We start from the raw sequence: 24153 nt of genomic DNA, 5'->3' as shown, positions 1-24153 counted from the left end.
CCTGCCACCTTCAGTCCGACAGCAACTCCACCTCGCACAGTTCCTCCGAGAGCGACCACAGCCTCGACGCAACGGATTCGTCCTTGGAACGTGCGCTCGACTGCACCCGCTTCGGATGCCCGCGCATCTCGAAGAACGAGTCGGGACCGTAGAACCCACCGGGTTCGACGTCGGGGACTGTCGCCGCATACAGCGATGGCAACGCACCCATTGCAGGTGACTGCCCGATGATCGGGGTCGCAAGCTCCATGAGCTTGCCGTAGAGGGTCTCGCTACGGAACTGCAAATTTGTCGACGAGTAGCCCGGATGGACAACCAGCGAGCGCACCGGTGACTCGCGATCGGTCAGGCGCCGCTGCAGTTCGTAGGCGAACAACAGATTGGCCAGCTTCGACTGCCCGTACGCGAGCCAGCGGTCGTATCGCCTGCGCTCCCAGTTGAGGTCGTCGAGATCGATTCGCCCGATCCTGTGCATCGCGCTACTCACCGTCACCACGCGGTCGGTGATGCGCCCGAGAAGCAACGCCGTGAGCGCAAAATGCCCTAGGTGGTTGGTACCGATCTGCATTTCGAAGCCATTTGCTGTCCGCCGCAGAGGAACTGCCATCACACCCGCGTTGTTGATCAGGACGTCGATCACCTCGTGCGACTCCGCGAGAGCGTCGACGAACCCGCGCACCGAATCCAGATCCGCCAGGTCCAACCGACGCACCTGAACGCGGTCACCGAGTTCGCCCGCGACCTTCTCGCCCTTTTCCACATCGCGACACGCGAGCACCACACGCGCACCCGCGGCAGCCAAGGCCCGTGTCGTTTCGGCGCCGAGCCCGCTGTTCGCGCCCGTCACGACGAACGTGCGGCCGGTCTGATCGGGGATGTCCTGCGCAGTCCATGCCACCATGACCGCCAGCCTACGGGCGGCGGAGCCCGCGGAACAGGCCCGGGACCGTCGAACAGGGTCTCAGGACCCGAGACCTGCGAGAAGCACTCCGACCAACGCGATCGATGCAACCCACACGGTCGAGATCGCCGCGAGGACGAAGGGGCGTGCGCCCACCTTCCTGATGGTTGCTACCCGGACACCGGCGCCGAGGGCGAACATGGCCGCGGTGAGCAAGGCGGTCTGCACTACGGAGGCCGCGCCGAGTACGACGTCCGGAACCAGCCCGGTGGCCCGCACCCCGACGCACACGAGAAACGCTGCGACGAAAAGTGGTACCAGCGGAGGACGGTGGGCATCGGCTCCGGAGGCGGTGAGCCGCTGACGTATACCGAGGATTGCGATCACGGGCGCCAGCATGAGGACGCGGGCCAGCTTCGTCACCGCGGCCACCCCCAACGCTGCGCCGCCGATGACGCCACCTGCCGCAACGACCTGAGCGACCTCGTGGATCGACCCTCCTGCCCACACGCCTGCCGCTTCGTCGGACAGTCCGAGAGCCTGCGACAGCAGGGGTACCGCGGGGATCATCAACGTTCCGAAGATCACCACGAGTGCGACCGCGGTGAGCACTTCGTCCTCTTTCGCATCGACGACACCGTCCACTGCGGCGACAGCCGCCGCACCGCAGATCGAAAATCCGCAGGCGATCAGGACTCGCTGCGTCCAGGTGAGACCGAGTAGTCCGCCGACAACCATCGTTCCCGAGATTCCCAGTGCGACAACGGCAACCACCACCACGATGACCTTCCAGCCGAGGCCGAGGACGTCCGCGAGCAGCAACTGCAGGCCGAGCAGCGCGATGCCGACGCGCAGCAGCCGTTTGGCCGAGAAGGCAAGGCCGGGACGCACACGCTGCGGAAGGTCGACCACGTTCGCAACGACCGCGCCGAGCACGATTGCGATCAGCAGCGGACTCAACGCAGGCACGAGGGCACCTGCAGCCATTGCGATCGCCGACGCAACCGCACACAGCGCAAGTCCCGGCGTAAGTCGGGCGATCATCGATGCCGGGGCTACCGGCGCGATTTCCGTTCTTGTCTGCACCTGTCGAGCGTGCGCCGAACCGATGCCGGCTGCTAGCCGTCAGTTGCGCATGAAGACATATCGAAACGATATGTCAATGCGCTCGGACATGCGTCTCAGGCATGTTCGGCTGCGATCCGGCCATCGATCACCGGGACCACGTCGTCGACCGCGACGAGGTGAGCGCGGTCGTGCGTGACCAGCACCGTTGCTGTCCCCTGCCGGTGCGTCAACCTGGTGATGAGGTCGACGATCCCGGCGCCGCGCTCATGGTCGAGTGCACTCGTCGGTTCGTCGACGAGGAGCACCGAAGGGTCGTTCATCAACGCGCGTGCGATGTTGACGCGCTGCCGCTGCCCGCCGGAGAGTTGGTGCGGACGTCGATCCGAATGGTCGGCGAGCCCGACCGCGTCCAGCAGCTCCAACGCCCGGGAGCGAGCATCGGACGTCGACCTGCCGTCGATCGCCGCCGTGACCTGAAGTTGCTCGACGGCAGTCAGAGAGGGCAGGAGATTGGGTTGCTGGAAAACGATGCCGATCTTCTTTCGACGCAGGTCCGCCAGCGCACCACGGGACAGACCGGCTGTGGAGGTTCCCGCGATCGTGACCGTGCCGGAATCCGGGGTGATCAGGGTCGCGGCGACGGCGAGGAGGCTCGACTTGCCCGAGCCCGACGGTCCTACCACCGCGGTGACCTTCCCCGCAGGCACATCGAGAGTGACACGATCGAGCGCGACCAGCCGCTGGTCGCCGTCGGGATAGGTGAGAGTCACATCGTTCAGGTTCAAGCTCATCGGGCACTTCCCAGGGCAATCAGAGGGTCGACGGAGGTGACGCGGCGAACTGCCAGGCCTGCACCGGCCGCACCGAGGACGATCATCACCACCGCGGGGGTCAGGACGGTCGAAACCGTCAGTTCGAACGGGACGGAACCGGAGATCACAGCGCCGAGCGCAGCGGCGATACCCGTGCCGACGACAGTGCACACCGACAGCAGGACCACCGCCTGCCCGAGCGCGTCGCGCAGCAGAGCCGACGTGGGTGCCCCGAGCGCCTTCAGCACGGCGATGTCACCACTGCGCTGGACGGTCCACACGGTGAAGAACGCGCCGATCACGAGCGCCGAGATGACGAACAGGAAGCCGCGCATCAGCTGCAACGAACCGTTCTCCGAGGTGTAGGAACCGATGGCCGACAGCGAGTCGCTCTTCGAGACTGTGTCGGTTCCCGCGAGCCGGTCGGGCCCGGCGCTGTCGAAGCCGTCCGCGGTGGTCAGTGCGATCACCGTGGCCGTCGGCTCGATGAGGGTGGTCCACACCACGGGGGTGTGGCTGAAGGCGTCGTCACCTCGGATCGCGGCCACGGTCAGGGTCCGGGAGTTCACCGTGATGCGCTCGCCCTCGTTCACGGACAAGGCCTCCGCTGCTGTCGCGGACACCACAGCGGTGCCGTCGGAGACACCGTCCCCGCCCGGCACGAGGCCCGAGTCCGGTTCGACCGCGAACTCGGAGACGGTGGCGGTCGACTGCCCCGCCGTCGCCCTTGTGGTGGAAATGCCGAGCGGTTCGGCGCGAGTCACGCCGGGTGCGGTGGCCCACTGCTGCCACTGCTGACGGGTGACCATGGAACTCCCGAACGCCGGATCGTCGTCGCCGGGATCTGCGAAGGTGATGTGGTCGGCGGGCAGATCCGTGATCGCGGAAATGTTCTGCCGAGCCAGACCGGCGGTGAGGCCGGACAGCAGGCCGACCAGGAGGGTGATCAGGACGATGAGAGTCCCCATCAGGGCGAATCTGCCCTTGGCGAATCTCAGGTCTCTCCAGGCAACGAACACGGCTCGGCTTTCTCTCGGTGGAACTCGGAACGCCGTCCACTTTCGTCGTCCCCCGAGCCGCATTCATCGGGCCCGAGTGATGTCTTTCCGAGTCGAACGAAGCGGGTCGCTCTCCACCTTTCGGCAGATGTGACACGCCGCAGCGACCCGTAGGCTTGGCCGACAGTGAACACCTCGACGACCGCCACCAGGGTTCTGGCCTGGTGCCTGCACCTGCTCGTGATGGGACTGCTCGTGCTGACGGTGGTACGCGCTGTGGCGGGCGACGCTCCCCATGCCGGCGCGGTGGCTGCTACAGCCGTGGTCCTCGCCGTGACATACGCGATCGGACCGCTGCTGCCCGTGGTCGCTCGATCTCCCCGCGCGGCCGCACTCTGGCTCATCGCCGTCGGTGCGGTGTGGCTGGTGCTGCTGACACTGTCCGCCGAGGCGGTGTGGCTGGCCTTTCCGCTGTACTTCGTGCAGCTTCACCTGCTACCGCGGCGTGGCGGTCTGATTGCGGTGGTCCTCACCGCGATCACCGCTGCGGCGGGGTTCGCCGCTCATCAGGACGCCGTGACTCCCGCAGCCGGGATCGGCCCGGCCCTCGGTGCCGCGGTCGCGGTCGCAGTCGTCTGGGGCTATCGGACCCTGTACCACGAGAGTGAGCGGCGACGGATGCTGATCGACGAACTCACCGCGACGCGGGCCGACCTCGCTGCCGCACAGCACCGCGCCGGTGTCCTCCAGGAACGCGAACGACTGGCCCGCGAAATCCACGACACCCTCGCCCAGGGGCTCTCCAGCATCCAGTTGCTTTTGCGCGCGGCCGAGCGTGCGCTGCCATCGAATATCGATGCCGCGACCGGATACGTCGAACAGGCCCGGATCGCCGCTGTCGACAACCTCGCCGAGGCACGACAGTTCGTCGCTGCACTGTCACCTCCCGCGCTCACGGACTCCACCCTCGCCGACGCACTCGACCGGCTCTGCATGACCACGGCGGCACGGCACCCCTTCGTCGCCCGGTTCCACCTGACCGGAACCCCGGTCGCGTTGCCCACCGCCCACGAGGTCGCGCTGCTCCGGATCGCGCAGTCCGCACTCGCCAACGCCGCAAACCACGCCGACGCCGCGAATGTGGCCGTCACCCTCAGTTTCCTCGACGACGAGGTAGCGGTGGACATCGTCGATGACGGTCGCGGATTCGTTCCGGACGGTGTGCCACGCCCCGGGAAGGACGGCGACGGTTTCGGGCTGGCAGCGATGCGCTCACGAATACTCGACCTCGACGGCACGTTCACCGTCGAGTCGGCCCCCGGACGCGGTACCGCTCTGGCTGCCCGACTTCCTCTTCCCCCTCCCACCGAACCGGCTGCTACCGAGGTGACCGAGTGAACGAACAACCGATCCGGTTGCTGCTGGCCGACGACCATCCGGTCGTGCGAGCCGGTTTACGCGCCGTGCTCGACACCGAACCGGGCATGACGGTGGTCGCGGAGGCAGCGACGGCAGAGGAAGCCGTTTCTCGCGCAGCGGAGGGTGACATCGACGTCGTCGTCATGGATCTTCAGTTCGGCGGTGGAATGACCGGCGCGGAGGCCACCGCTGCGATCACCTCCCGTCCCGGCGCGCCGCGGATCCTGGTCGTGACGACCTACGGCACCGATGCCGATACTCTCCCCGCGATCGAGGCAGGCGCAACCGGTTATCTCCTCAAGGACGCTCCCCCCGAGGATCTTGCCGCGGGGATCCGCACTGCCGCGGCGGGACGCACCACCTTGGCTCCCGCCGTGGCCGACCGGCTCGTCACCCGGCTGCGCAATCCGGGGACGGCATTGACCCGGCGCGAGGTCGAGGTCCTCACGCTCGTCTCCGAGGGACTGTCCAACCAGCGGATCGGACGGCGATTGCATCTGACCGAAGGCACCGTCAAGTCGCATCTCGCGCACATCTACACCAAACTCGGTGTCGACTCACGCACCTCGGCGGTCGCGGCTGCCACCGAGCTCGGCTACATCCGTCGCTGATAGACCGTCGCAGAGGCCCGGGCGACCCGCACACGGGTTCCCTCGTAGACTGCGCCGGACGACACGACCGATTCCGACACGGAAGGTTCGACGATTGAGCCGGCATTCGGGAGGAACAGACCGTTCGCTCGTCTCGGCACTGCGAGCGAAGGCCGGCGACTCGGCCGCCGACGTCTACGACCTTCACGCCGCGACACTGTACGGATACGTGCGCGGGTTCCTCGATCCGTCCAGTGCGTCCGACGTGGCACACGACGCCGTGTGGATCGCGGTCGAACGGATCCGGACGCTGCGTGATCCCGACATGTTCAGGGCTTGGCTGTGGGCAATCGCGCGGTCTGAGTGCGTGCGCGTATCCGGCGGTGCTGCACCGGGCTACGTCCCCGCGGGCCCCGAAGCCGATGTCGACGCCGAGACCACCGTTCTGCCGCCGGTACACGCGCTGGATCCGGCAGACCTCGAGGCAGTTGACCTCACCGTGCGGTACGGGTTCACCGAAGGTCAGGTCGCCGCGATCATCGGCGGGGATTTCGATGTCGAAACTGCGCTCGAGCACGCGAACGCTGCCGTCACCGACCCGGCCGGACAACTCGTTCGACTTCCGACGACACCGCCGCCGCCGTACCTGCGCGACCGAGTCCTCACCGCGCCACCGTCCGCAGCGGAACGCGCGGCAATGGGTCGCCGGATCGATCCTGTCGATCGTGCAGGTTTCCCTGCTCCCGGGAAACCACGACGCGCGATCGTGGCCTGGGGCGCATCTGCAGCCGGGGTCGCAGCGTTGGTTGCGGTCGCGGTGTTCGCGTTCACCGGTCGCGCGCCCGCAGAACAGAGTGTCCCGAGTCCGAGCGAAGCGACCCTGCGAGTGGACCTCGGGGACTATCCGCGCGACCCGATCACCACTACACCGGCCACGACGTCGGAGCCGAGCACGACGACCACTGCCCCGCCCCCGGTCACGACGACCGTGACGCCCGAAACCGTGACGGAAACATCCTCGCCGGAGACCACCACCGAACCGTCCCCCACGACCTCGCTCTCCCCTACGACGACCGAGACCGGATGGTCCTCTCGCCGCGACCGTTCCCGCAACGACGACTCCGACAACGAATCCGACGCTGAACCGGAGCAATCGGAAACCGGCGAGGGCAGTGGCAACGGCGGCGGTTCGACGAATACGGCACCGCCGTTGTTCACGTTCGAACCAGGGTCGCCCTTCGGCAGGTAGAGATAACGTCGCTGCAGGGAGAACGTCTCTGCAGTGCAAAGTCACTTCAGGGAGAACGTCACTGCGGTGTACTTCTCCGACAGTTCCCACAGCCTGCGGGCGACATCGCGGTCGCGTGCCCGCTGCGCAATCCGGGCCTGGTGCGGTGAGCCGTACAGCAGCATGTGCGGACCGATCAGACCACCGGCCATCGTCGGCTCCGTCGCGGCGTACACCACTGATTCGGCGCCCTGCGCGGAAGTGCGTTGCAGGATCTTCTTGCCGAAACCGAAGAGGCCGTCGAACCATGTGCCGGTGTTGCTCCCGACTTCTGTGGCGGCGTACCCGGGGTGAACAGCGATCGCACGCAACCGCGAACGAGCCGCCGCCAGGCGCCGCTCCAGTTCGAGGCTGAACACCAGATTCGCGAGCTTGGACTGCGCGTAGGCGCGCGCCCTGCTGTAGCGGCGGTGTTCCCAGTTGAGGTCGTCGAGGTCCAGCCGGCCGAGGAGGTGGGCAGCGCTGGACACGGTGACGACGCGCGTGGTGATGCGGTCGAGCAGCAGCCCGGTCAGAGCGAAATGGCCGAGGTGATTGGTACCGAACTGCATCTCGAACCCGTCCGGTGTCCGGGTCAGTGGCAGCGCCATGACCCCGGCGTTGTTGACGAGCACGTCGATCGTACGGTCGCCGAGGGTGCGGGAGAACTCGTGGACCGAATCGAGGTCGGCCAGGTCGAGACGGTGCATCGACGCGTTGGGGCCGATCTCCGATGCGATCCGTTCACCTGCGGCCGTGTTGCGGCCTGCGAGCAGGACCGTAGCTCCCGCAGCACCGAGTGATCGAGCAGTTGCCTCCCCCACACCACTGGTAGCGCCGGTCACCAAATAGGTGACCGGCGCTACCGGTGATGCGGTGGAGTCAGGCGCCAATCGACGCCTTCATCATCGGGAGCATCTCCCACAGCTCGTCTTGCCAGTAGCCCCACGTGTGGGTGCCGGTGGAAGGGAAGGAGAAGTGCGCGGAGTCGATACCGAGTGCGGCCAGCCGGACCTGGAATGCGCGGTTCTGCGCGAGTGCGAGCGCTTCGAGTCCCATTGCGTTGGCAGTGTTGAACACGCCGATCGCGGAGTTCGGACGGTCGTGCTCACCGGGCAGGCCGCTCGAGGCCGCGATCCACATCGGCAGCCCGCGCATCTTCGGTGCCGCGACGAACGGGTCATGGCGCAGCCACGCGGAATCCCAGGGAGGGCCCCACATGGCATCGGAGTTGAATCCGCCTGCATCGAGCATGGCGATGCGGATCGCTTCGCGCATCCCGGGCGCGGACAAGTTCAGGTACCCGGACAGCGAGCCTGCGAAGCCGAACTGGTCGCGGTGGTAAGCGGCGAGGATCAGCGCGGCGTTACCGCCCATCGACAACCCGACGACCGCGTTGTTGCTGCGGGAGATGCCGTACGCGGCAGCGAGATGATCGGGGAGATTCTGGGTGAGGAACGATTCCCACTTGTAGGTGTACTTCTGGCCGTTGAAGTTGCTCGGCGCGTACCAGTCGGCGTAGAAGCTCGACTGGCCGCCCACCGGCATCACGACGTTGATGCCGTTGTCGGCCAGCCATGCCGCATTGGTCTCGTGCTCCCAACCGCTGACATCGTCGGTGGCGCGCAGGCCGTCGAGCAGATACACAGCCTTGTTGCTGCCGTTGTTCGCGTGCCAGATGCGCACCTTGATCTGGCCGACGCCGCCGGGTGCGGCGACCCAGTCCTCGGAGAATCGGGTGTACGGGTCTGCGGACGCGGTACCTGCCCCGATACCTGCGAAAACGAGCGCGAGCGGGACCACGATCGCCGCTACGAGCAGCCGCACGAGGGCGCGCACTCCCCGTCGCGTTCCGTTATCGGACGAATTCGTCACACCAAGCTCTCCTTGAACGTTTACCCCAGAAATCACTCTCGTCACACGATATAAGTGCGCACGAGACTTAAGCAGGCTTGCACACAATCGTTATCCTGCAAAGCCGAAACCGAAATCGGCGACTCGGCGGCTACCGTGTCTCGACGTGCCCGACGCTCCCCTTCCCGTCCGAGACGGACTGAATCCGACCCGCCTGCGAATTCCGGAAAACTGCACGTCGGAGACGGTGGTGGAGTACCTGTGCACCCGTTTTCCCGACGACGCAGCACGGATCGAAGAGAAGATCGACTCGGGTGAGGTCTTCTCCGGTGACGGAACTGTGATCTCACGTACCAGTCCGTGCGTTCCGCGCACGTTCGTGTTTCTCTATCGCGATCCGCCTGCGGAGACACGTGTTCCGTTCGAAATCGACATTCTTCATCATGACGACAATCTGCTCGTTGCCGACAAACCCCATTTCCTTCCCACTACCCCCCGAGGTTCGTGGGTTGCGGAAACCGCGCTCGTGCGACTGCGCCGCGAACTCGACCTTCCCGAACTCACACCCGCGCACCGACTCGACCGTCTCACCGCCGGGGTACTGGTGTTCACGGTTCGCCGTGAGGTTCGCCGCGCCTATCAGATGCTCTTCGAGAACCGAATGGTCGAGAAAGAGTACGAGGCGGTGGCACCCGCTGCGCCGCACTTCGGATTCCCTCTCGAGACACGAAGCCGCATCGTGAAGGAACGCGGGGTTCTCCAGGCGCGCGAAGTCCCGGGTGAGATCAACGCCGTTACCCACCTCGACGTGCACGATGTCCGCGGCGATCGTGCGCTGTACCGACTGTTACCGAGGACGGGGAAAACGCACCAATTGCGCGTACACATGAACTCCCTTGGTCTGCCGATCATGGGCGATCCCCTCTACCCGCACGTGTACGACGTTGCCCGCGACGACTATTCGTCACCGCTCCAGCTACTCGCGCGCGCGGTCGAATTCGACGATCCGATCACGGGTCGGCGGACTCACTTCACAAGCCGCAGAAACCTGGCAGCATGGGACCACAGCACCCCCTGACCCCGTTGGCAGCACGGGCTTCTCGTCGTGGAGGATCCATGAGTCTCGGCAGCATTTCTCGTACTTACGACGGCCGGGTGGCCCTGCGCTTCGAACGTGGCTTCCCTCACTCTCCGGAGAGGGTGTGGAGTGTCCTCACCGAGTCCGAGTATCTCGACGCCTGGTTTCCCGCCTCCGTCGACTGGGACCTCACCCCGGGCGCGCAACTACAGTTCCGCACCACCGATGAACAGGTACGCCGCTTCGATCTTCCCGCTGGGCATACCGCGAGCGGTTCGGTCCTGGTAGTGCACCCCGGACGAATTCTCGAGCTGATGTGGGACTCCGACGTACTTCACTGGGAGTTGGCACCCGACGGATCCGGCGGATGCTGGCTCACCCTCACCCACACCACGGACACCGAGGACGACGCGTACGCGCACGGTGCGGGCTGGCACGCGGGATTGGAGGTCGTCGAAGCCCAGCTCGACGGCAGACCGATCGATTGGTCGATGTGGGAACGTGCCGAGGAGCTCGCCGAGCACTACCGCCTCCCCGGCAGCTGAAGCGCACCTCGGCCGGGTTATCGGATCTGTTCGGTGGGGACTCGCGCCCCGGTGCGTCCCGACACTCTCGCGACGATCTCCGACGCCCATGAACCGATCTCATCCCAGTCACGGAAGTCACCGAGCCGGGCCCCGGTCATCCGGACCACCACACGCTCACCGGCGCTGAGTACGGCGGGATCGACTTTTCCTGCGAACGTACGGTGTTCGAGAGCGCCTGTGCGGGCCATGGCGGGCGCGACGTCGTAATGGTTGTTCACGGGACGCCCCTGCTCCTTTATCGGTCCGGACGAGAAGAGGAAGACATCCCGGCGTCGCAGGGCCACAGCGTGCTCGTCGAGGAAATCTCGAACCGCGCGCAGCCACCGATTGCGGTAGACCGCGCTCCCCACGATCACGACGTCGTAATCGGCAATACTCGATACCGCCTCGGGCGCGCGAACATCGACGTCGGCGCCGTGATGACGCAGACCCGCAGCCAAAGCCGTTGCGAGTTCCGCGGTGGAACCGTGCTTGCTCCCCACCGCCACCAAAATCCTCATTCTCACCCTCCGGAGGCGCGCGTTTCCCCATGATCACCCGGAAATCGGCAGAAGACCAGAGTCCAAGTGCCCTTCTCCCGGGCTTTGTTGTGTTTCACATCCTGCACTCGCGACATATCGGGAACTCGATGGCACAGTTGCATTTCAGGGAGCACTCGGTGCACACCACCGACAGGAGGATCATGACGCCGGCGAAATCGACCACATCGGTATCCGAAGAGACCGAACGCAAGTACACGGCGACACCCGACCAGGACGTGCCCGATCTCTCCGAGATCGCAGGAGTCACGTCGATCGACACCGACACGGTCGATCTGTCCGCCCAATACTTCGATACCCCTGATCTGCAGTTGCTGCGATCGAAGATCACCCTTCGCAGGCGTGAGGGTGGCGACGACGCAGGCTGGCATTCGAAGCTTCCCGTCGGCGACGACACCCGGACCGAACTGCATCATCCGTTCGCGGCGAGCGGCCCCACCGACGTTGCGCCCGATGCGTTGCTCGGCTTGCTCCGCGGGGTTCGGCGGAATCGCCCTGTAGCGCTCGCCGCGCTACTGAACACTCGACGCCGTCGACATCGGCTCCGAGGGGCCGACGGCGCGCTGCTCGCCGAAGTGGTCATCGACGATGTGACCGCGATCCGCAGCGTCGACGACGCCGAACCGCAGTGGCGGGAGATCGAGGTCGAACTCGGGCCGGGGGCCGACCCCTCCATCCTGGATTCAGTCGAGGAACTCCTCGGTGCGGAAGGCATCACACGCTCCCCGAGTCCGTCGAAGGTGCACCGAGTCCTCGGCGACCTCATCCCGGCCACCGAACCCCTGCGCGGTACCGCGGGCTACCTGCGCGACTATCTCGCACACGAGCGACAGACGCTGTTGATGTCCGACATCGCCGTGCGACGCGACGCACCCGACGCGGTACACAGCATGCGCAAAGCAGCGCGCCGCCTCCGCAGTGCCCTGCAGACCTACGCAGACGATTTCGCGATCGACACCGCACTCGTCGAGGAACTGCGCTGGCTCGGAAGATGTCTGAGCCCGTCCCGCGATCTCGAGGTCCAGCACGAACGACTCGCCGATCGAGTCGCGGAGATCAGCGTCGAACGGTATCGCGAGGCCACCCGCGCGCGCATCGACGAGTACTTCACCGCCAAATCGATTGCGGCACGCGCAGAAGCGATCACGACGCTCGACTCCGATCGGTATCTGGCGCTGATCGACAGTCTCGACACGCTGATCGGCGAACTGTCGGCCACCCCGAAGAATCGTGACAAGCAGCACCGTCCCAAACCCGCAAAGCTCGCCCGGTCGATCGAGAATCTCGCAAAGAAAGTGACGAAACGTGTGGACCGGGTGGCCGAAGCCCGCGGCGATACAGAGCGCGACGAACGGATGCACCGCGCACGTAAGGGGTCGAAACGCTTGCGCTACGCGATCGAGGTGATCGCGCCGCTGCATCCGAAACGCGCCGAGCACGCACTCGACAGGTTCGACGAGTTCCAGGACCTGCTGGGCGAGTTCCAGGATTCGGTGGTCGCGCGCGACCATCTGCTCGATCTGGCGTCCGAGCAGGGGCACTCCGCCGAGTCCAGTTTCGGACTCGGTGTCCTGCATCAGCTCGAAGCCGAGATCGGCGCTCGGCAGGCCGTGCACCTCGAGGCGGCATGGAAGAAGGCATACAAATCCGCACGCACGTTGTGGCGCTGAGCCAGGACCTCGAGACTCGCCACGACGCATCGCGGTTCCCGGGTATGCGTCGGATTCGTGTGGCGTAACGTGACATCCGTAGCCGATCGGTCGCCCCGTCCCGCAGGTCGCCGTACAAAATGAAGGAGACATCGATGAGCACACCGAGCACCAGCAAGGCCGTCGTTGCAGGTGTCGACGGTTCCGAAACCTCTGCGGCAGCCGCCCGCTGGGCAGGCGCACTCGCCGCGCGTCTCGAGGTGCCACTCGAGCTCGTTCATTCGTTACCCAGCGAGGGGATCTTCTACAGCGAAGCTGCGGTCCTGATCCAGTCCCAGATGGTCGAACAACTCGAGAAGGACGGTAAACAGGTCCTCTCCGACGTCGCCGACCGCGTGCGTGCCGACAATCCCGGCCTGGAGGTGCAGAGCTTCATCGGCCCCGGGCCCGCAGCAACCTCCATTCTCGAGGCCGCCGAAAAGGCTCGCGTCGTCGTCCTCGGCGCCACGGGCGCAGGCAAGGTCGAAAACTTCCTGCTCGGCTCGACGGTCGTACGCGTCTCCAACCACGCACCGTGCCCGGTGGTGGTGTGGCGAGGCGACACCTCCAACCCCCTCCCCAGCTCGAAGCCCATCGTCGTGGGTGTGGACGGTAGCGAACTCTCTTCTGCCGCAGTGGAGTACGCATTCGAATATGCGCAGACCCTCGGAGCACCGCTCTCGGCCGTGCATTCGTGGATCGGCGACGCTGCACTCGGCGTCGGTGCCACGGCCGCGCTGGTCGACTGGGAGGCCGTGGAAGAGTCGGAGTCCGCCGTACTCGCGGAGTCCCTCGCGGGTCTGCATGACAAGTATCCGGACGTCGAGGTCCGTCGCGTCATCGATCGCGGTCCCGCCGCGAAGGTACTGCTGAACCACCTGCAGGATGCGCAACTCGCTGTGGTCGGCAGCCATGGGCGCGGCCAGTTCGCCGCCGCTCTACTCGGCTCCACCAGTCAGAATCTTCTGCACAACGCACCCTGCCCTGTCCTTGTCGCACGCAAGCCCTGAGAAAGCGCCGGACCGCACAACGCTCAGGCCCACGCCCACGCCCCCGCCGCGGCGCGTGGGCCTTTGCGCGGGTCGATCAGAGTGCGACCCCGAATGCAGCGCCGAGTCCATAGGTCACCGCCATGGCAAGCGCACCTCCGAGCACAACGCGCGCCACCGCGCGCCCCGGTCGCGCGCCACCCAGCCAGGCACCGACGGATCCCGTTGCGGCGAGCGCACACAACACTGCCACGAAAGTCACTGGGATCCTGATAGTTTCGGACACGAATACGATCATGAGAAGCGGTGCCAACGCACCCGCTGTGAAGGCGACCGCAGATGAGAGGGCCGCGACCCACGGGTTCGCAAGCTCGCTCGGATCGATTCCCAGCTCTATTTCCGCGTGTGCCCGCAAGGCATTACGGGCTGTCAGTTCCTCCGCTGCCGAACGTGCCGTGGCACGGGACAATCCCTTGTGCTCGAGCAGGCCGGTAAGTTCTTCGAGCTCCTCTTCGGGCATCACTGCGAGCTCGCGGCGTTCGACCCGCAACGCGGCTCGTTCGGTGTCGCGCTGCGCACTCACCGACACGTACTCCCCCAACGCCATCGAGACCGCGCCGGCGGCCAGCCCTGCCACACCGGCAACGAGAATCGTCGACCGGTCTGTGGTGGCTGCGGCAATGCCGACGACGAGGCCCGCCGTGGAGACGATGCCGTCGTTCGCGCCGAGCACGCCGGCTCGCAACCAGTTCAGTTTGGTGGCCAGACCGCTGGTGTGCGGCTCGGCGGCGTGGTCGGACACCGACTCCGGTAGGGACATGATCGCCAGCGTAGAACTCGCACACCCCTTCCGATAGCACGGCCATGCTCACCTCACCAAGGCGCGCGGCCGAGTTTCCGTTCGATCCAGTCGGAGTCGGGAGATCCCCCCTCCGTCGTATCGAGGACCACAGCACCCGGCCACTCGTCCCGCCGGTGCAGTTGCTCGTCGAGCACCGCCGGGGTGGCATCGGAGGCATCGTCTCCACGTGCGGTGCGAGAGGCGATGCGCTGCATCAGCACCTCCGGGTCGGCTCTGCATTCGATCTCGATCAGATCTGCAGCCGCCGAAACCGCGACCTCCCGCGCAGCGCGACGACGCTCCTCCGAAAGCCACGTCGCGTCGAGCACCACCGATTCGCCCCGTGCAAGCAGGTCACCGGCACGACGGCACAGTTCCCGGTAGGTGGCCTCGGTACTCTCCGCGGAGTACAGACCCGAGCCGACACCGTCCCCGGTACGTTCGGTCGGAGCCATCCCGGCAAGTTCCTTACGGATCACATCGGTTCGCAGGACAGCCGCTCTCAGATGACGTCCGATCGTCTTCGACAGCGTCGACTTCCCGGTTGCGGCAACACCACCGACGAGGACCAGCCGCACCCGTCCACGGTCGAGATTGTGCTCTGCCTGGTCGAGATAGTCGAAGGTTTTCTCACGTGAGGAAGCATCGCCCTGCTCGTGGCGTAGCGCGGTCACCTTGGCGCGCACCAGGGCGCGGTAGGCGATGTAGTGATGCACGAGCGACGCGGGGGGATGATCGTTCGCATGGGAGGCGTACGCATCGAGCAAGGTGCGCGCCGCGTCGAGAGCGCCGAGGCGTTCGAGATCCATTGCAAGAAAGGCCAGGTCGAGGGCCGCGTCTCCATAGCGCAGCTCGTCGTCGAATTCGAGGCAGTCGATGATGCGCGGTCCGTCGTCCATACAGAAGATGTCGTCGCAGAGCATGTCTCCGTGCCCATCGACCGCTCTGCCTGCCGCAATACGGCCATCGAACAGTTCTGTGCGCCCCTGTAGATAGAGTTGGGACGCAGTGCGGATCCGAGCCAGGGCAGACCCGGCCTCCCGCCCGACCTGCAGGCGATCGAGGTGATCGAGGCTCAGTCGCCACAGTTCGGCAACGAATTCCGCAGTCGCGCACCGATCGATGCCGGGGTTGTGCGGCGACGCGGCATGCAGGGCTGCAACCTGCCGTGCCACACCGTCGATTGCCGCACCGACGTCCTCGCCCCGTTCGATCACCGCCGCCATACGCCGATCGTCGGGAAGCCTCTTCATGACGACGAAGTGCTCGCACACCTCCCCTCCAGGATCGTGCATGTCGGCCACGCCGAGATACACATCCGGGGCGAGGCGCCGGTTGAGCTCCACTTCCCTGTGACAGATCTGCTCTCGCGCAGCGCGCGTGCGATTGTCGAGGAACCCCAGATCGAGTGACTTCTTCATCTTGTGCACTCGATCGCCGACGAAGAACACCAACGAGCTGTGGGTTTCCCGCATCGACGCGTATGAGATCTCTGCTTGCCCCGCCACTGTGTACTCCTCGTATCGGTCCGCGGTCTCCTTGCCCCACTGTGCCCGCATCTCGCGCGGTTCGTGCACTCAGGCGCACAGTGACTTGCGCCGTTGCGCCTGAACGCCCCGTCCGAAAGCGGTAGTTTGCTGTCGAGTGGATATCGAACAGGGGAACGATGCATATCGACGGGGAGTCCAGCGTCGGCGAGAAGGACAGCGCCGCCGGGAACAGACGGGTCGTCATCCTCTCCGCGGCGAGGACGAAGATCGAACGTGACCTCCTGGACCGCTGGTGCAACTCCGAGTACGTGCCCGACGATTACCGTGCGGCGGCTCGTCCCGACGTCGTGGACCTCGACTCACGAGTCCTCACCTCCGAACTCTCCGCCCGAACCGACGACCCGCTTCTCGTCCCGGTCCGGGTGGTGTGGCTCCCTTCCGAACGCGACGGTGCCCGCCGCGCGCGGTTCTCGGATGTCCTTGCCTTGACCAACCCCCGCAACCCGAATGTCCTGATCCAGAAGTGGCTGGTCGGCAGGTCCTCCGACCGGTACCGGATCGTGGTGGCAGCACCCGCGCACCTCGACGATCTTCGTGAGCAGCTTGCCGCCGAGGAACACGGCCGAGTTCCGGACGCGGCGTCCCTCGCGCGTTATGTGACGCGACGAGCCGTGGTTGCGCTCGAGCGCGCCGAACGCGCCGTCATCGGTGATCGGTACAAGGTGCCCCGGCTCGTTGCCGCGCAGATCATGGATCAGCCGTCGTTCCGGCGGCGTCTCGACACGATCGCAGCCGAGGAACACCTTTCCCGAGACGAGGTCGATGGACGAGCCCGCGCCGCACTCGACGAGCTCGTCGCAGTGCAGTCACGCCTGGTCACGGACCTCTTCACACAGGCCATGCGTCCACTGCACAGCTCGGCATGGACGGTGCACGCCGACGACTCCGGACTGGAGGCGCTACGCGAGCTCAATCGCACGCATCCGCTGGTGTTCCTGCCGTCCCACCGGTCGTACGCCGACGCGTTCGTCCTGGGCAGCATCCTCGCCGATCACGATTTCCCCGGTAACCACTTGATGGGCGGTGCCAACCTCACGTTCTGGCCGATAGGCCCCATCGCACGTCGCACGGGCACGGTGTTCATCAGGCGGAGTTTCGGGAACGACACGGTGTACAAGGCTGCGCTCGAGGAGTACTTCGCTTTCCTGCTGGGCAAGCGATTCAATCTGGAGTGGTACTTCGAAGGGGGTCGCACCCGCACCGGCAAGCTTCGCAGGCCGCGCTACGGACTCCTCAATTACGTTGCGAACGCGATCCGTACCGGCCGTGTCGACGACGCGATGCTGGTACCTGTATCGATCACCTACGAAGGGCTCGCCGAGGTTGCAGCCGTGGCCGCCGAGCAGACCGGCGCCCCGAAGAAACCCGAAGGGCTGAGGTGGCTGGCGAATTACGCCCGCAATCAGCAGCGCAGCGCAGGCAATGTCTACGTGCAGTTCGGCACGCCGTTGTCGATGCGAGCACAACTCGCGGCGGGCGGGGACCCCGACCTGTCCGAGCCGGAACCCGGGGAGGGCACAGCCCACGACCCCGCAACCAGGGACGGTCTCCAGCGTAAGGCGATGCAGAAGGTGGCATTCGAGGTGGCGGTCGGTATCAACCGCACCACACCGGTCACCGTGAACAGCCTTGTCACCCTCGCCCTACTCGGGGTCCGCGACCGAGCGCTCACGCTCGACGAGGTGCGGGCTGTCGTCGCGCCGGTCCGCAGTTACCTCGACGCCCGCGGAGCCCCGCAAGGCGAAGTAGAACTCCTCGACCGCGAGGGTGGGCTCGCCCAGGTTCTCGCTGCGCTGACCGACGCCGGTGTGGTGACGACCTACGCCGGAGGCGACGAGGCGGTGTACTCCATCCAACCGGGTCAGCATCTCGTCGCCGCGTTCTACCGCAACAGCGGTATCCACTGGTTCGTCAACCGCTCGATCCTCGAACTCGCTGTGCTCTTCGTACACGAACACCCCAGTGACAACCCGGTGCGCACCGCGTGGCACGAAGCTAAGAATCTGCGCGACCTGCTCAAGTTCGAGTTCTTCTTCCCCGACCGCGACGCCTTCGAATCGGAGCTGCGAGATGAAGTGGAGCTTCTCGTGCCCGAATGGGAATGGGGAACGCCGCTTCCCAGCGAGGGCCGGGCGCTCAACGCGCTGATCGAGACCGGGTTGTTCATGTCGCACCGCACGCTGCGCTCGTTCTTCGACGCACAGCTCGTCGTCGCCGAGCGGCTGGCGCGCAGGGACCCTACGCTCGAAGTGGAGCGCGACGCATTCCTCGACGAGTGCGTCGCGGTGGGACGGCAGATGCTGCTGCAAGACCGGTTGTACGGTTCCGAGTCCGTATCCTCGGAACTGTTCGCAACAGCTTTGGAGCTGGCACGCAACCGCGGGCTTCTCGACCGGAACGACGACTCGGTCGCGCAGAAGCGTCGTGCGTTCGCGTCACAGCTGCTGGCCGTCGGTGAGCGGGTCGCATTGGCCGAGTCACTGGACGTGTCGAACAGGAAGGCGGAGCGGTGAACATCGAGCAGGCACTGCACAGGGTGCGGACGGGGCCTCAGGGCCCCGAAGTGGCTGCGTTCTTCGACTTCGACGGCACCATCGTGCATGGTTTCTCCGGGGTGCATTTTTTCCGCGACCGGCTCCTCGCAGGCAAAGTGACCGCGGCCGAACTCGCGTCGACCATGGTCAACGGTCTGCGCGGAACCGACAGCGAAGCCGATTTCGAACGCTTCGTAGCCGTTGCGTTCAAGGCATGGCGCGGCCACAGCGAGGAAGAACTGTACGAGATCGGGCAACGGTTGTTCATGTCCACGATCGCCGGGCACCTCTATCCCGAGGCGTGGCAGCTCATCGGAGCGCACCAGAACGCGGGCCACACCGTCGTGATCGCGTCGTCGGCATCTCGGTATCAGATCCAAGCGGCAGCCGACGCACTCGGCGTCGAGCACGTACTGTTCACTCCGCTCGAGGTGGTCGACGGTGTCCTCACCGGCAAGGTCGATGGAAAGTCGTTGTGGCGCAGCGGGAAATCCGATGCGACGCGCGCATTCATCGACGAGCACGGCATCGACGGTCCGCACAGCTACACCTATTCCAACGGCGGCGAGGACGCCGAGTTCCTCGCCACCACCGGAAACCCGACCGCGACCAACCCCGACCGCACACTCGACCGGATCGCACGCGAACGCAAGTGGCCCATCCTGCGGTTCCGGCCGCGTGGCACGCCCGGGGTGAAGGAGGCGGTGCGCACCGCTGCCGCGTACGGCGGAATCGTCGGTTCCGTCTGGACGGGGCTGGGACTCGGGCTGATCAATCGCAGCCGCAAGACTGCGCTCGACTCGATCGTGAACATCGGGTCCGATGTGTCGCTCGCGCTCGCGGGTATCGACGTGCGGGTGCACGGGGAAGGGAACGCGTGGGAGCATCGCCCGGCGGTGTTCATCTTCAACCACCAGAGTCAACTCGATCCAGTGGTCCTTGCGAAGGTCCTGCGTCACGACTTCACCGGCGTGACGAAGAAAGAGCTGGCGAACGACCCGCTCTTCGGTGCGTTGCTGCGATTCGTCGGTGCCACGTTCATCGACCGTGGCAACACCGAACGCGCCGTGGAGGCGCTGGCACCGGTGGTGGACACCCTGCGACAAGGCACCTCGGTCATCATCGCACCGGAAGGCACGCGCTCCCTGACACCGCAGATCGGGCGGTTCAAGAAGGGGGCATTCCGCATCGCGATGGAGGCCCGGGTCCCGATCGTCCCCGTGGTGATCCGCAATGCCGGGGAGTTGTTGTGGAAACACTCGACCCTGCTGCGGTCGGGCACCATCGACGTCGCAGTGCTCGCCCCCATCGATGTGAGCGAGTGGAGCGTCACCGATCTCGACACACACATCGCCGCGGTCGAAGACTTGTACCGCAAGACCCTCACGGACTGGCCGATCGAGTAGATGACCGACGACAAGACCCCCGACGAACAAGCGACGGACACCAGCGACACGACGGAAATACCCGGCCCGACGGACGCCGCAGTTGCGGGGAATTCCGGGGACTCCGGGGACTCCAGGGACTCCGGCAAGAGTCACGGCAACGGCTCTGCTCTGACTCCGAAGCGGCGTCGCTACCTGAAGTGGATCGTCGGCGGCCTGCTCGTGGTGGTGCTCACCGTCGAGGTGATCCTCGTGTGGCCCGAGCTGACCGACGGCGTCAGCGGCCTCGGCCACCTGTACTGGTGGTGGGTGATCGCCGCGATCCTCGCGTCGGTCGCGGAGATGACGAGTTTCGCCAGCGTGCAACGCACGCTGTTGTCCGCTGCGGACGTGAAGGTGACGCTTCGCCAGTCACTGGCCGTGGCGCTCGCTTCGAACTCGATGAGCGTGACCCTGCCAGGCGGTCCTGTCGTAGGAACCACCTTCACCTACCGGCAGATGCGCAAGTGGGGTGCGGCCCCCGTCATCGCCACGTGGCAGCTCGTGATGGCCGGCCTGCTCCAGGCCGCGGGACTCGCACTACTCGGGCTCGTGGGTGCTCTTCTCATCGGCGCCACCACGAACCCGTTCTCGCTGATCTTCTCCATCGGTGGCCTCGCCGCGTTCCTGGTGCTGATCCAATACGCAGCCAGCAATCCGGGGTCGCTCGAATCCATCGGCCTGATCGCACTGCGAGGGTTCAATCGGCTCAGGAAGAAGCCTGCGGAGGCCGGTTCGCGGGCGTGGCGCAAGATCGTCGATCAGATCGGGGCCGTGCAACTCGACCGTCCACACGCCGCACGCGCTTTCGGGTGGTCGCTGTTCAACTGGGTCTGCGACGGCGCGTGCCTCGCGTTCGCTGCCTACGCGGTCGGTGGCACGCCCAGCCTCGCGGGTATCGCCGTGGCCTACGCTGCAGGAACCGCGACGAGCCGTGCGATCCCGTTGCTGCCTGCCGGCCTCGGCGTGATGGACGCTGTGCTCGTTCCTGCGCTCACTGCAAGCGGAATGTCGGGCGCGGAAGCACTGTCCGCTGTGCTCGTGTACCGCCTGATCAGCTTCGTGCTCATCGCCGTGATCGGATGGGTCGTGTTTGCTCTGCGCTACCGCGGCGCCCCGGAGGAAGAGGATGACGACCCGGGCCCGGGACTCGACAAACTCTGGCAGGACTGACCCGATCGGGTGTGTACGAAGCTCATATCTGATCATGAATCCCGAATTTGTTCCGGTTCCGGCGCTGTGAGGACTAGCGTCTACGCAATCGAACGAGTGGAGGGACGAGGTTCGTGGCACAGCACGAAGCTGCACACAAGCGCGAGGTCTGGTCGGGACGGTCGGTGTTCATCATGGCCGCCATCGGTTCGGCGGTCGGCCTGGGCAATATCTGGCGATTCCCGTACATCGCATACGAAAACGGCGGTGGGGCATTTCTCATCCCCTACCTGGTGGCCCTGCTCACCGCGGGTATTCCGTTGTTGTTCGTCGACTACGCAATGGGCCACAAGTTCCGAGGATCTCCGCCGCTGGCGTTCCGGCGACTGAGCCGCGGCAGCGAATTCCTCGGGTGGTGGCAGGTCCTGATCTGCTTCGTCATCGGCGTCTATTACGCGGTGATCGTCGCGTGGGCAGGCTGCTACACGTTCTTCTCCATCACCGAGGCGTGGGGCGACAACCCCGAAGGTTTCTTCCTCGAGGACTTCCTGCATATGGACGCCGAGGCGACGTTCGGTCTGAGCTTCGTTCCGGGCGTCGCGTGGCCGCTGGTCCTGGTATGGGTTCTGGTCGTGGCCGTTCTTGCGCTCGGTGTGCAGCGCGGTATCGGCAACGCGAACCGCATCTTCGTTCCGCTGCTCGTGATTCTGTTCGGCGCCTTGGTGGTCCAGGCGTTGCTGCTCGACGGTTCGGCTCTCGGCCTCGACGCGTTGTTCACCCCCAATTGGGAGGCGTTGACCGACACCGGAGTGTGGATCGCGGCCTACGCACAGATCTTCTTCTCGCTGTCCGTTGCCTTCGGCATCATGCTCACCTACTCGTCGTATCTGAAACGCAAGACCAACCTGACCGGCTCGGGACTGGTGGTGGGTTTCTCCAACTCGAGTTTCGAGGTGCTCGCCGGAATCGGTGTGTTCTCGGCGCTCGGGTTCATGGCGCAGGCTCAGGGCGTCGCGGTCGACGAGGTCGTAGCGAGCGGTATCGGCCTGGCCTTCATCGCCTTCCCGACGATCGTGTCGCAGATGCCGGGCGGTCCCATCTTCGGTGTGCTGTTCTTCGGGTCGCTGGTGTTCGCCGGGTTCACATCGATGATCAGCATCATCCAGGTGACGGTCTCCGCCTTCCAGGACAAGACCGGGCTCGGCAAGGTACCCGCGTCACTTACGATCGGCGGCGCTGCAGCCATCGTGTCGATACTCCTGTTCCCCACTACAACCGGCTTGAACACCCTCGACGTGGTGGACCGGTTCGCGAATCAGTTCGGCATCGTGGGTGTTGCGTTCGCGGCCGTTATCGTGATCGCGTGGGTGCTGCGGCGCCTGCCCGAACTGCGTGACCATCTCAACTCGGTGTCGTCGTTCAAGGTCGGCGTGGTGTGGCAGGTCTTCGTCGGCGTCGTCACTCCGGTGGTGCTCGGTTACATGCTGTTCAGCGAGATCCGTGACCGCATCAACGAAGGCTACGGGGGACTCCCGGACAGCTTGGTGACGACGTTCGGGTGGGGTGTCCAGATCGCGGTGATCATTCTCGCGATCGCCATGTCGTTCATTCCTTGGCGTCGCGGGGTCGAAGCCGAGTTCGAACTCGACGAGAACCGTTCGGTTTCCACACCGGCGCTCACCAAAACAGAGCAGGGAGAGAATTCGTGAACACCTCCGCAATCGTGATGATGGTCCTCGCTCTGGCCACCTTGTGGGGCGGGCTGATCCTGAGCGTGCTCCATCTACGGAAGCACCCCGACGAGATCGAGTGATCTGCTCGACCACAGTGTCGGTTGAGTAACACACGGGGCGGCGCTCTGGCCGGAGCGCCGCCCTTGTGCTTTCCTTGATTCGGTCAGTCTCAACCTTTACTTGAGACTGAGAGTTCGAACAGTGTTGACACGATCCGTCGAGACCGATGTGTCGAGACCTGATCCACAGGAGCCCACATGACCCGCAGGACCACGCGCCTCCGGATGCGCCCCTTCGCCGCAGCGGCCACGCTGGCCGTCGCGGCCGGCCTCGCACTGCCCGTCGTCGCCACGGCGCAACCGGCGGAACCACCGATCGTCGACGCACCCGCGCCCGCCGATGTGCCCGCACCCGCCGCCGACAGCGCAATCGCCACCACGCTCGGTGTATTGCGCTCGACACCCGGCGTCGACCAGGCTGCACTCGCGGCGGCCGAGGCCATCGCAGGCGCACGCGGCAGTGCCGTCGACGCCGCCGAGGGAACCCCACTCGCCGCGTACGACGAGGGGATGGAATTCCTGCGCCGACTCGGCGTCGAGCCGTTCCTCTACCCCACCGGCGCACCGTTCTGCACGTCCGACGGCAATCTGCCCCTCGGAATCGCCCCCGCGGTGGCCGGAGCGGTACCCGGACCGTGGCCCGGTCAGAGCATCGGAGAGTTCTCTCTGGACGTCGTCGACCCCGCCCAAACACTGTTCGCCTTCGTGCCGATGGGCCTCGAGGACGACGCGAACGCCGACGGCATCCAACTCGCGTGGCTCAACGTCAACACGCTCCAAGGCGGACTGGTGCCGATGGGCACACTGGACGAAGCCTCACGCGCGGCGATCCCCGAGACGATCCCGGCCCCCATGCGACCGATGGTCGAGGCGGCCATCTCCCAGTTCCTTGCCGACACCGTTCCGTTCGGCGGTGTGCGCGTCGCACCGGTCGACACCGGCGCGGGCACCGTCCTGGCCGCCGTGTTCGGCACGGTACAGAACGGCGAGTCGTCGTGCTTCTTCCTGCCGACCGTCGGCATCGTCGAGGTGCCGGCCTGACATCTGCCGCAACAGGGTGCAACGGGTGG

General features: G+C 65.7%; 22 protein-coding genes. 13 read left to right on the top strand and 9 right to left on the bottom strand.

Translation table 11 applies throughout. The features are described from left to right. Positions 1–10 precede the first annotated feature (10 nt). The 4 genes from ACSYG9_RS14665 to ACSYG9_RS14650 all read right to left on the bottom strand — a co-directional run bounded on the left by ACSYG9_RS14665 (position 11) and on the right by ACSYG9_RS14650 (position 3749). Complete coding sequence (locus tag ACSYG9_RS14665) at positions 11–901, bottom strand: oxidoreductase (RefSeq protein ID WP_440123340.1); 891 nt, start codon at positions 899–901, stop codon at positions 11–13. 60 nt (positions 902–961) lie between these two features. Then, the gene (locus ACSYG9_RS14660; RefSeq protein ID WP_454838851.1) at positions 962–1945 is read right to left on the bottom strand and encodes a YeiH family protein; all 984 of its coding nucleotides are present in this window, start codon (positions 1943–1945) and stop codon (positions 962–964) included. 137 nt (positions 1946–2082) lie between these two features. After that, a complete protein-coding gene (locus ACSYG9_RS14655) occupies positions 2083–2760 on the bottom strand; it encodes an ABC transporter ATP-binding protein (RefSeq protein ID WP_454838850.1) in 678 nt (225 codons plus the stop codon). Further along, on the bottom strand, positions 2757–3749 hold the full coding sequence (locus ACSYG9_RS14650) for an ABC transporter permease (protein ID WP_454838848.1): 993 nt from the start codon (positions 3747–3749) through the stop codon (positions 2757–2759). The genes ACSYG9_RS14655 and ACSYG9_RS14650 overlap by 4 nt, the downstream gene beginning before the upstream one ends. 216 nt (positions 3750–3965) lie before the next feature. Here ACSYG9_RS14650 and ACSYG9_RS14645 point away from each other — a divergent pair, with 216 nt between their 5' ends. The 3 genes from ACSYG9_RS14645 (at position 3966) to ACSYG9_RS14635 (ending at position 7037) form a co-directional block, all read left to right on the top strand. Next, entirely contained in the window at positions 3966–5177 is a 1212-nt protein-coding gene (locus tag ACSYG9_RS14645; protein ID WP_454838847.1) for a sensor histidine kinase, read from the top strand. After that, positions 5174–5809: a response regulator gene (locus ACSYG9_RS14640; protein ID WP_440123335.1), complete on the top strand. Its 636-nt coding sequence runs from the start codon at positions 5174–5176 to the stop codon at positions 5807–5809. Before ACSYG9_RS14645 ends, ACSYG9_RS14640 begins: the two co-directional genes overlap by 4 nt. A gap of 94 nt (positions 5810–5903) precedes the next feature. Further along, positions 5904–7037: an RNA polymerase sigma factor gene (locus ACSYG9_RS14635; protein WP_454838845.1), complete on the top strand. Its 1134-nt coding sequence runs from the start codon at positions 5904–5906 to the stop codon at positions 7035–7037. 41 nt (positions 7038–7078) lie between these two features. On the opposite strand, the gene ACSYG9_RS14630 is transcribed toward ACSYG9_RS14635, so the two are convergent. Beyond that, complete coding sequence (locus ACSYG9_RS14630; RefSeq protein WP_454838844.1) at positions 7079–7948, bottom strand: oxidoreductase; 870 nt, start codon at positions 7946–7948, stop codon at positions 7079–7081. Further along, positions 7938–8930, bottom strand: a complete 993-nt coding sequence (locus tag ACSYG9_RS14625) for an alpha/beta hydrolase (RefSeq protein ID WP_454838843.1) — start codon at positions 8928–8930, stop codon at positions 7938–7940. The genes ACSYG9_RS14630 and ACSYG9_RS14625 overlap by 11 nt, the downstream gene beginning before the upstream one ends. A 145-nt stretch (positions 8931–9075) precedes the next feature. Here ACSYG9_RS14625 and ACSYG9_RS14620 point away from each other — a divergent pair, with 145 nt between their 5' ends. Continuing rightward, on the top strand, positions 9076–9987 hold the full coding sequence (locus tag ACSYG9_RS14620; protein ID WP_454838842.1) for a pseudouridine synthase: 912 nt from the start codon (positions 9076–9078) through the stop codon (positions 9985–9987). Positions 9988–10025: 38 nt separating this feature from the next. After that, positions 10026–10532 (top strand): SRPBCC domain-containing protein, encoded by a 507-nt coding sequence (locus tag ACSYG9_RS14615; RefSeq protein WP_440123330.1) that lies wholly within the window; start codon positions 10026–10028, stop codon positions 10530–10532. A 17-nt stretch (positions 10533–10549) separates the two neighbouring features. Here ACSYG9_RS14615 and ACSYG9_RS14610 read toward each other — a convergent pair whose 3' ends face one another. Then, a complete protein-coding gene (locus ACSYG9_RS14610; protein ID WP_440123329.1) occupies positions 10550–11074 on the bottom strand; it encodes a flavodoxin domain-containing protein in 525 nt (174 codons plus the stop codon). Between the two features lie 182 nt (positions 11075–11256). On the opposite strand from ACSYG9_RS14610, the gene ACSYG9_RS14605 reads away from it, so the two are divergent. After that, on the top strand, positions 11257–12783 hold the full coding sequence (locus ACSYG9_RS14605) for a CYTH and CHAD domain-containing protein (RefSeq protein ID WP_454838841.1): 1527 nt from the start codon (positions 11257–11259) through the stop codon (positions 12781–12783). A 134-nt stretch (positions 12784–12917) separates the two neighbouring features. Then, entirely contained in the window at positions 12918–13811 is an 894-nt protein-coding gene (locus tag ACSYG9_RS14600) for a universal stress protein (protein ID WP_440123327.1), read from the top strand. 76 nt (positions 13812–13887) lie between these two features. Here ACSYG9_RS14600 and ACSYG9_RS14595 read toward each other — a convergent pair whose 3' ends face one another. Both ACSYG9_RS14595 and ACSYG9_RS14590 read right to left on the bottom strand, forming a co-directional pair. Beyond that, the gene (locus tag ACSYG9_RS14595) at positions 13888–14610 is read right to left on the bottom strand and encodes a VIT1/CCC1 transporter family protein (protein ID WP_440123326.1); all 723 of its coding nucleotides are present in this window, start codon (positions 14608–14610) and stop codon (positions 13888–13890) included. Between the two features lie 53 nt (positions 14611–14663). After that, the gene (locus ACSYG9_RS14590) at positions 14664–16106 is read right to left on the bottom strand and encodes a bifunctional aminoglycoside phosphotransferase/ATP-binding protein (protein ID WP_454842962.1); all 1443 of its coding nucleotides are present in this window, start codon (positions 16104–16106) and stop codon (positions 14664–14666) included. A gap of 191 nt (positions 16107–16297) precedes the next feature. Between ACSYG9_RS14590 and ACSYG9_RS14585 the strand changes: the two genes are divergently transcribed. The 6 genes from ACSYG9_RS14585 to ACSYG9_RS14560 all read left to right on the top strand — a co-directional run bounded on the left by ACSYG9_RS14585 (position 16298) and on the right by ACSYG9_RS14560 (position 24124). Then, entirely contained in the window at positions 16298–18694 is a 2397-nt protein-coding gene (locus tag ACSYG9_RS14585) for a glycerol-3-phosphate 1-O-acyltransferase (RefSeq protein WP_440123325.1), read from the top strand. Beyond that, entirely contained in the window at positions 18691–20121 is a 1431-nt protein-coding gene (locus ACSYG9_RS14580; RefSeq protein ID WP_440123324.1) for an HAD-IB family hydrolase, read from the top strand. The genes ACSYG9_RS14585 and ACSYG9_RS14580 overlap by 4 nt, the downstream gene beginning before the upstream one ends. Continuing rightward, positions 20122–21312 (top strand): lysylphosphatidylglycerol synthase transmembrane domain-containing protein, encoded by a 1191-nt coding sequence (locus ACSYG9_RS14575; RefSeq protein WP_454838839.1) that lies wholly within the window; start codon positions 20122–20124, stop codon positions 21310–21312. It begins immediately after the preceding gene. 113 nt (positions 21313–21425) lie between these two features. Beyond that, entirely contained in the window at positions 21426–23000 is a 1575-nt protein-coding gene (locus tag ACSYG9_RS14570; RefSeq protein ID WP_440123322.1) for a sodium-dependent transporter, read from the top strand. Beyond that, on the top strand, positions 22997–23104 hold the full coding sequence (locus tag ACSYG9_RS14565; RefSeq protein WP_169688341.1) for a methionine/alanine import family NSS transporter small subunit: 108 nt from the start codon (positions 22997–22999) through the stop codon (positions 23102–23104). The genes ACSYG9_RS14570 and ACSYG9_RS14565 overlap by 4 nt, the downstream gene beginning before the upstream one ends. 177 nt (positions 23105–23281) lie before the next feature. Beyond that, positions 23282–24124 (top strand): hypothetical protein, encoded by an 843-nt coding sequence (locus ACSYG9_RS14560; protein WP_454838837.1) that lies wholly within the window; start codon positions 23282–23284, stop codon positions 24122–24124. Positions 24125–24153: the final 29 nt, after the last annotated feature.

Source organism: Rhodococcus sp. SJ-2, from assembly GCF_053750035.1.
This window is presented reverse-complemented; position numbering and strand designations above follow the sequence as displayed.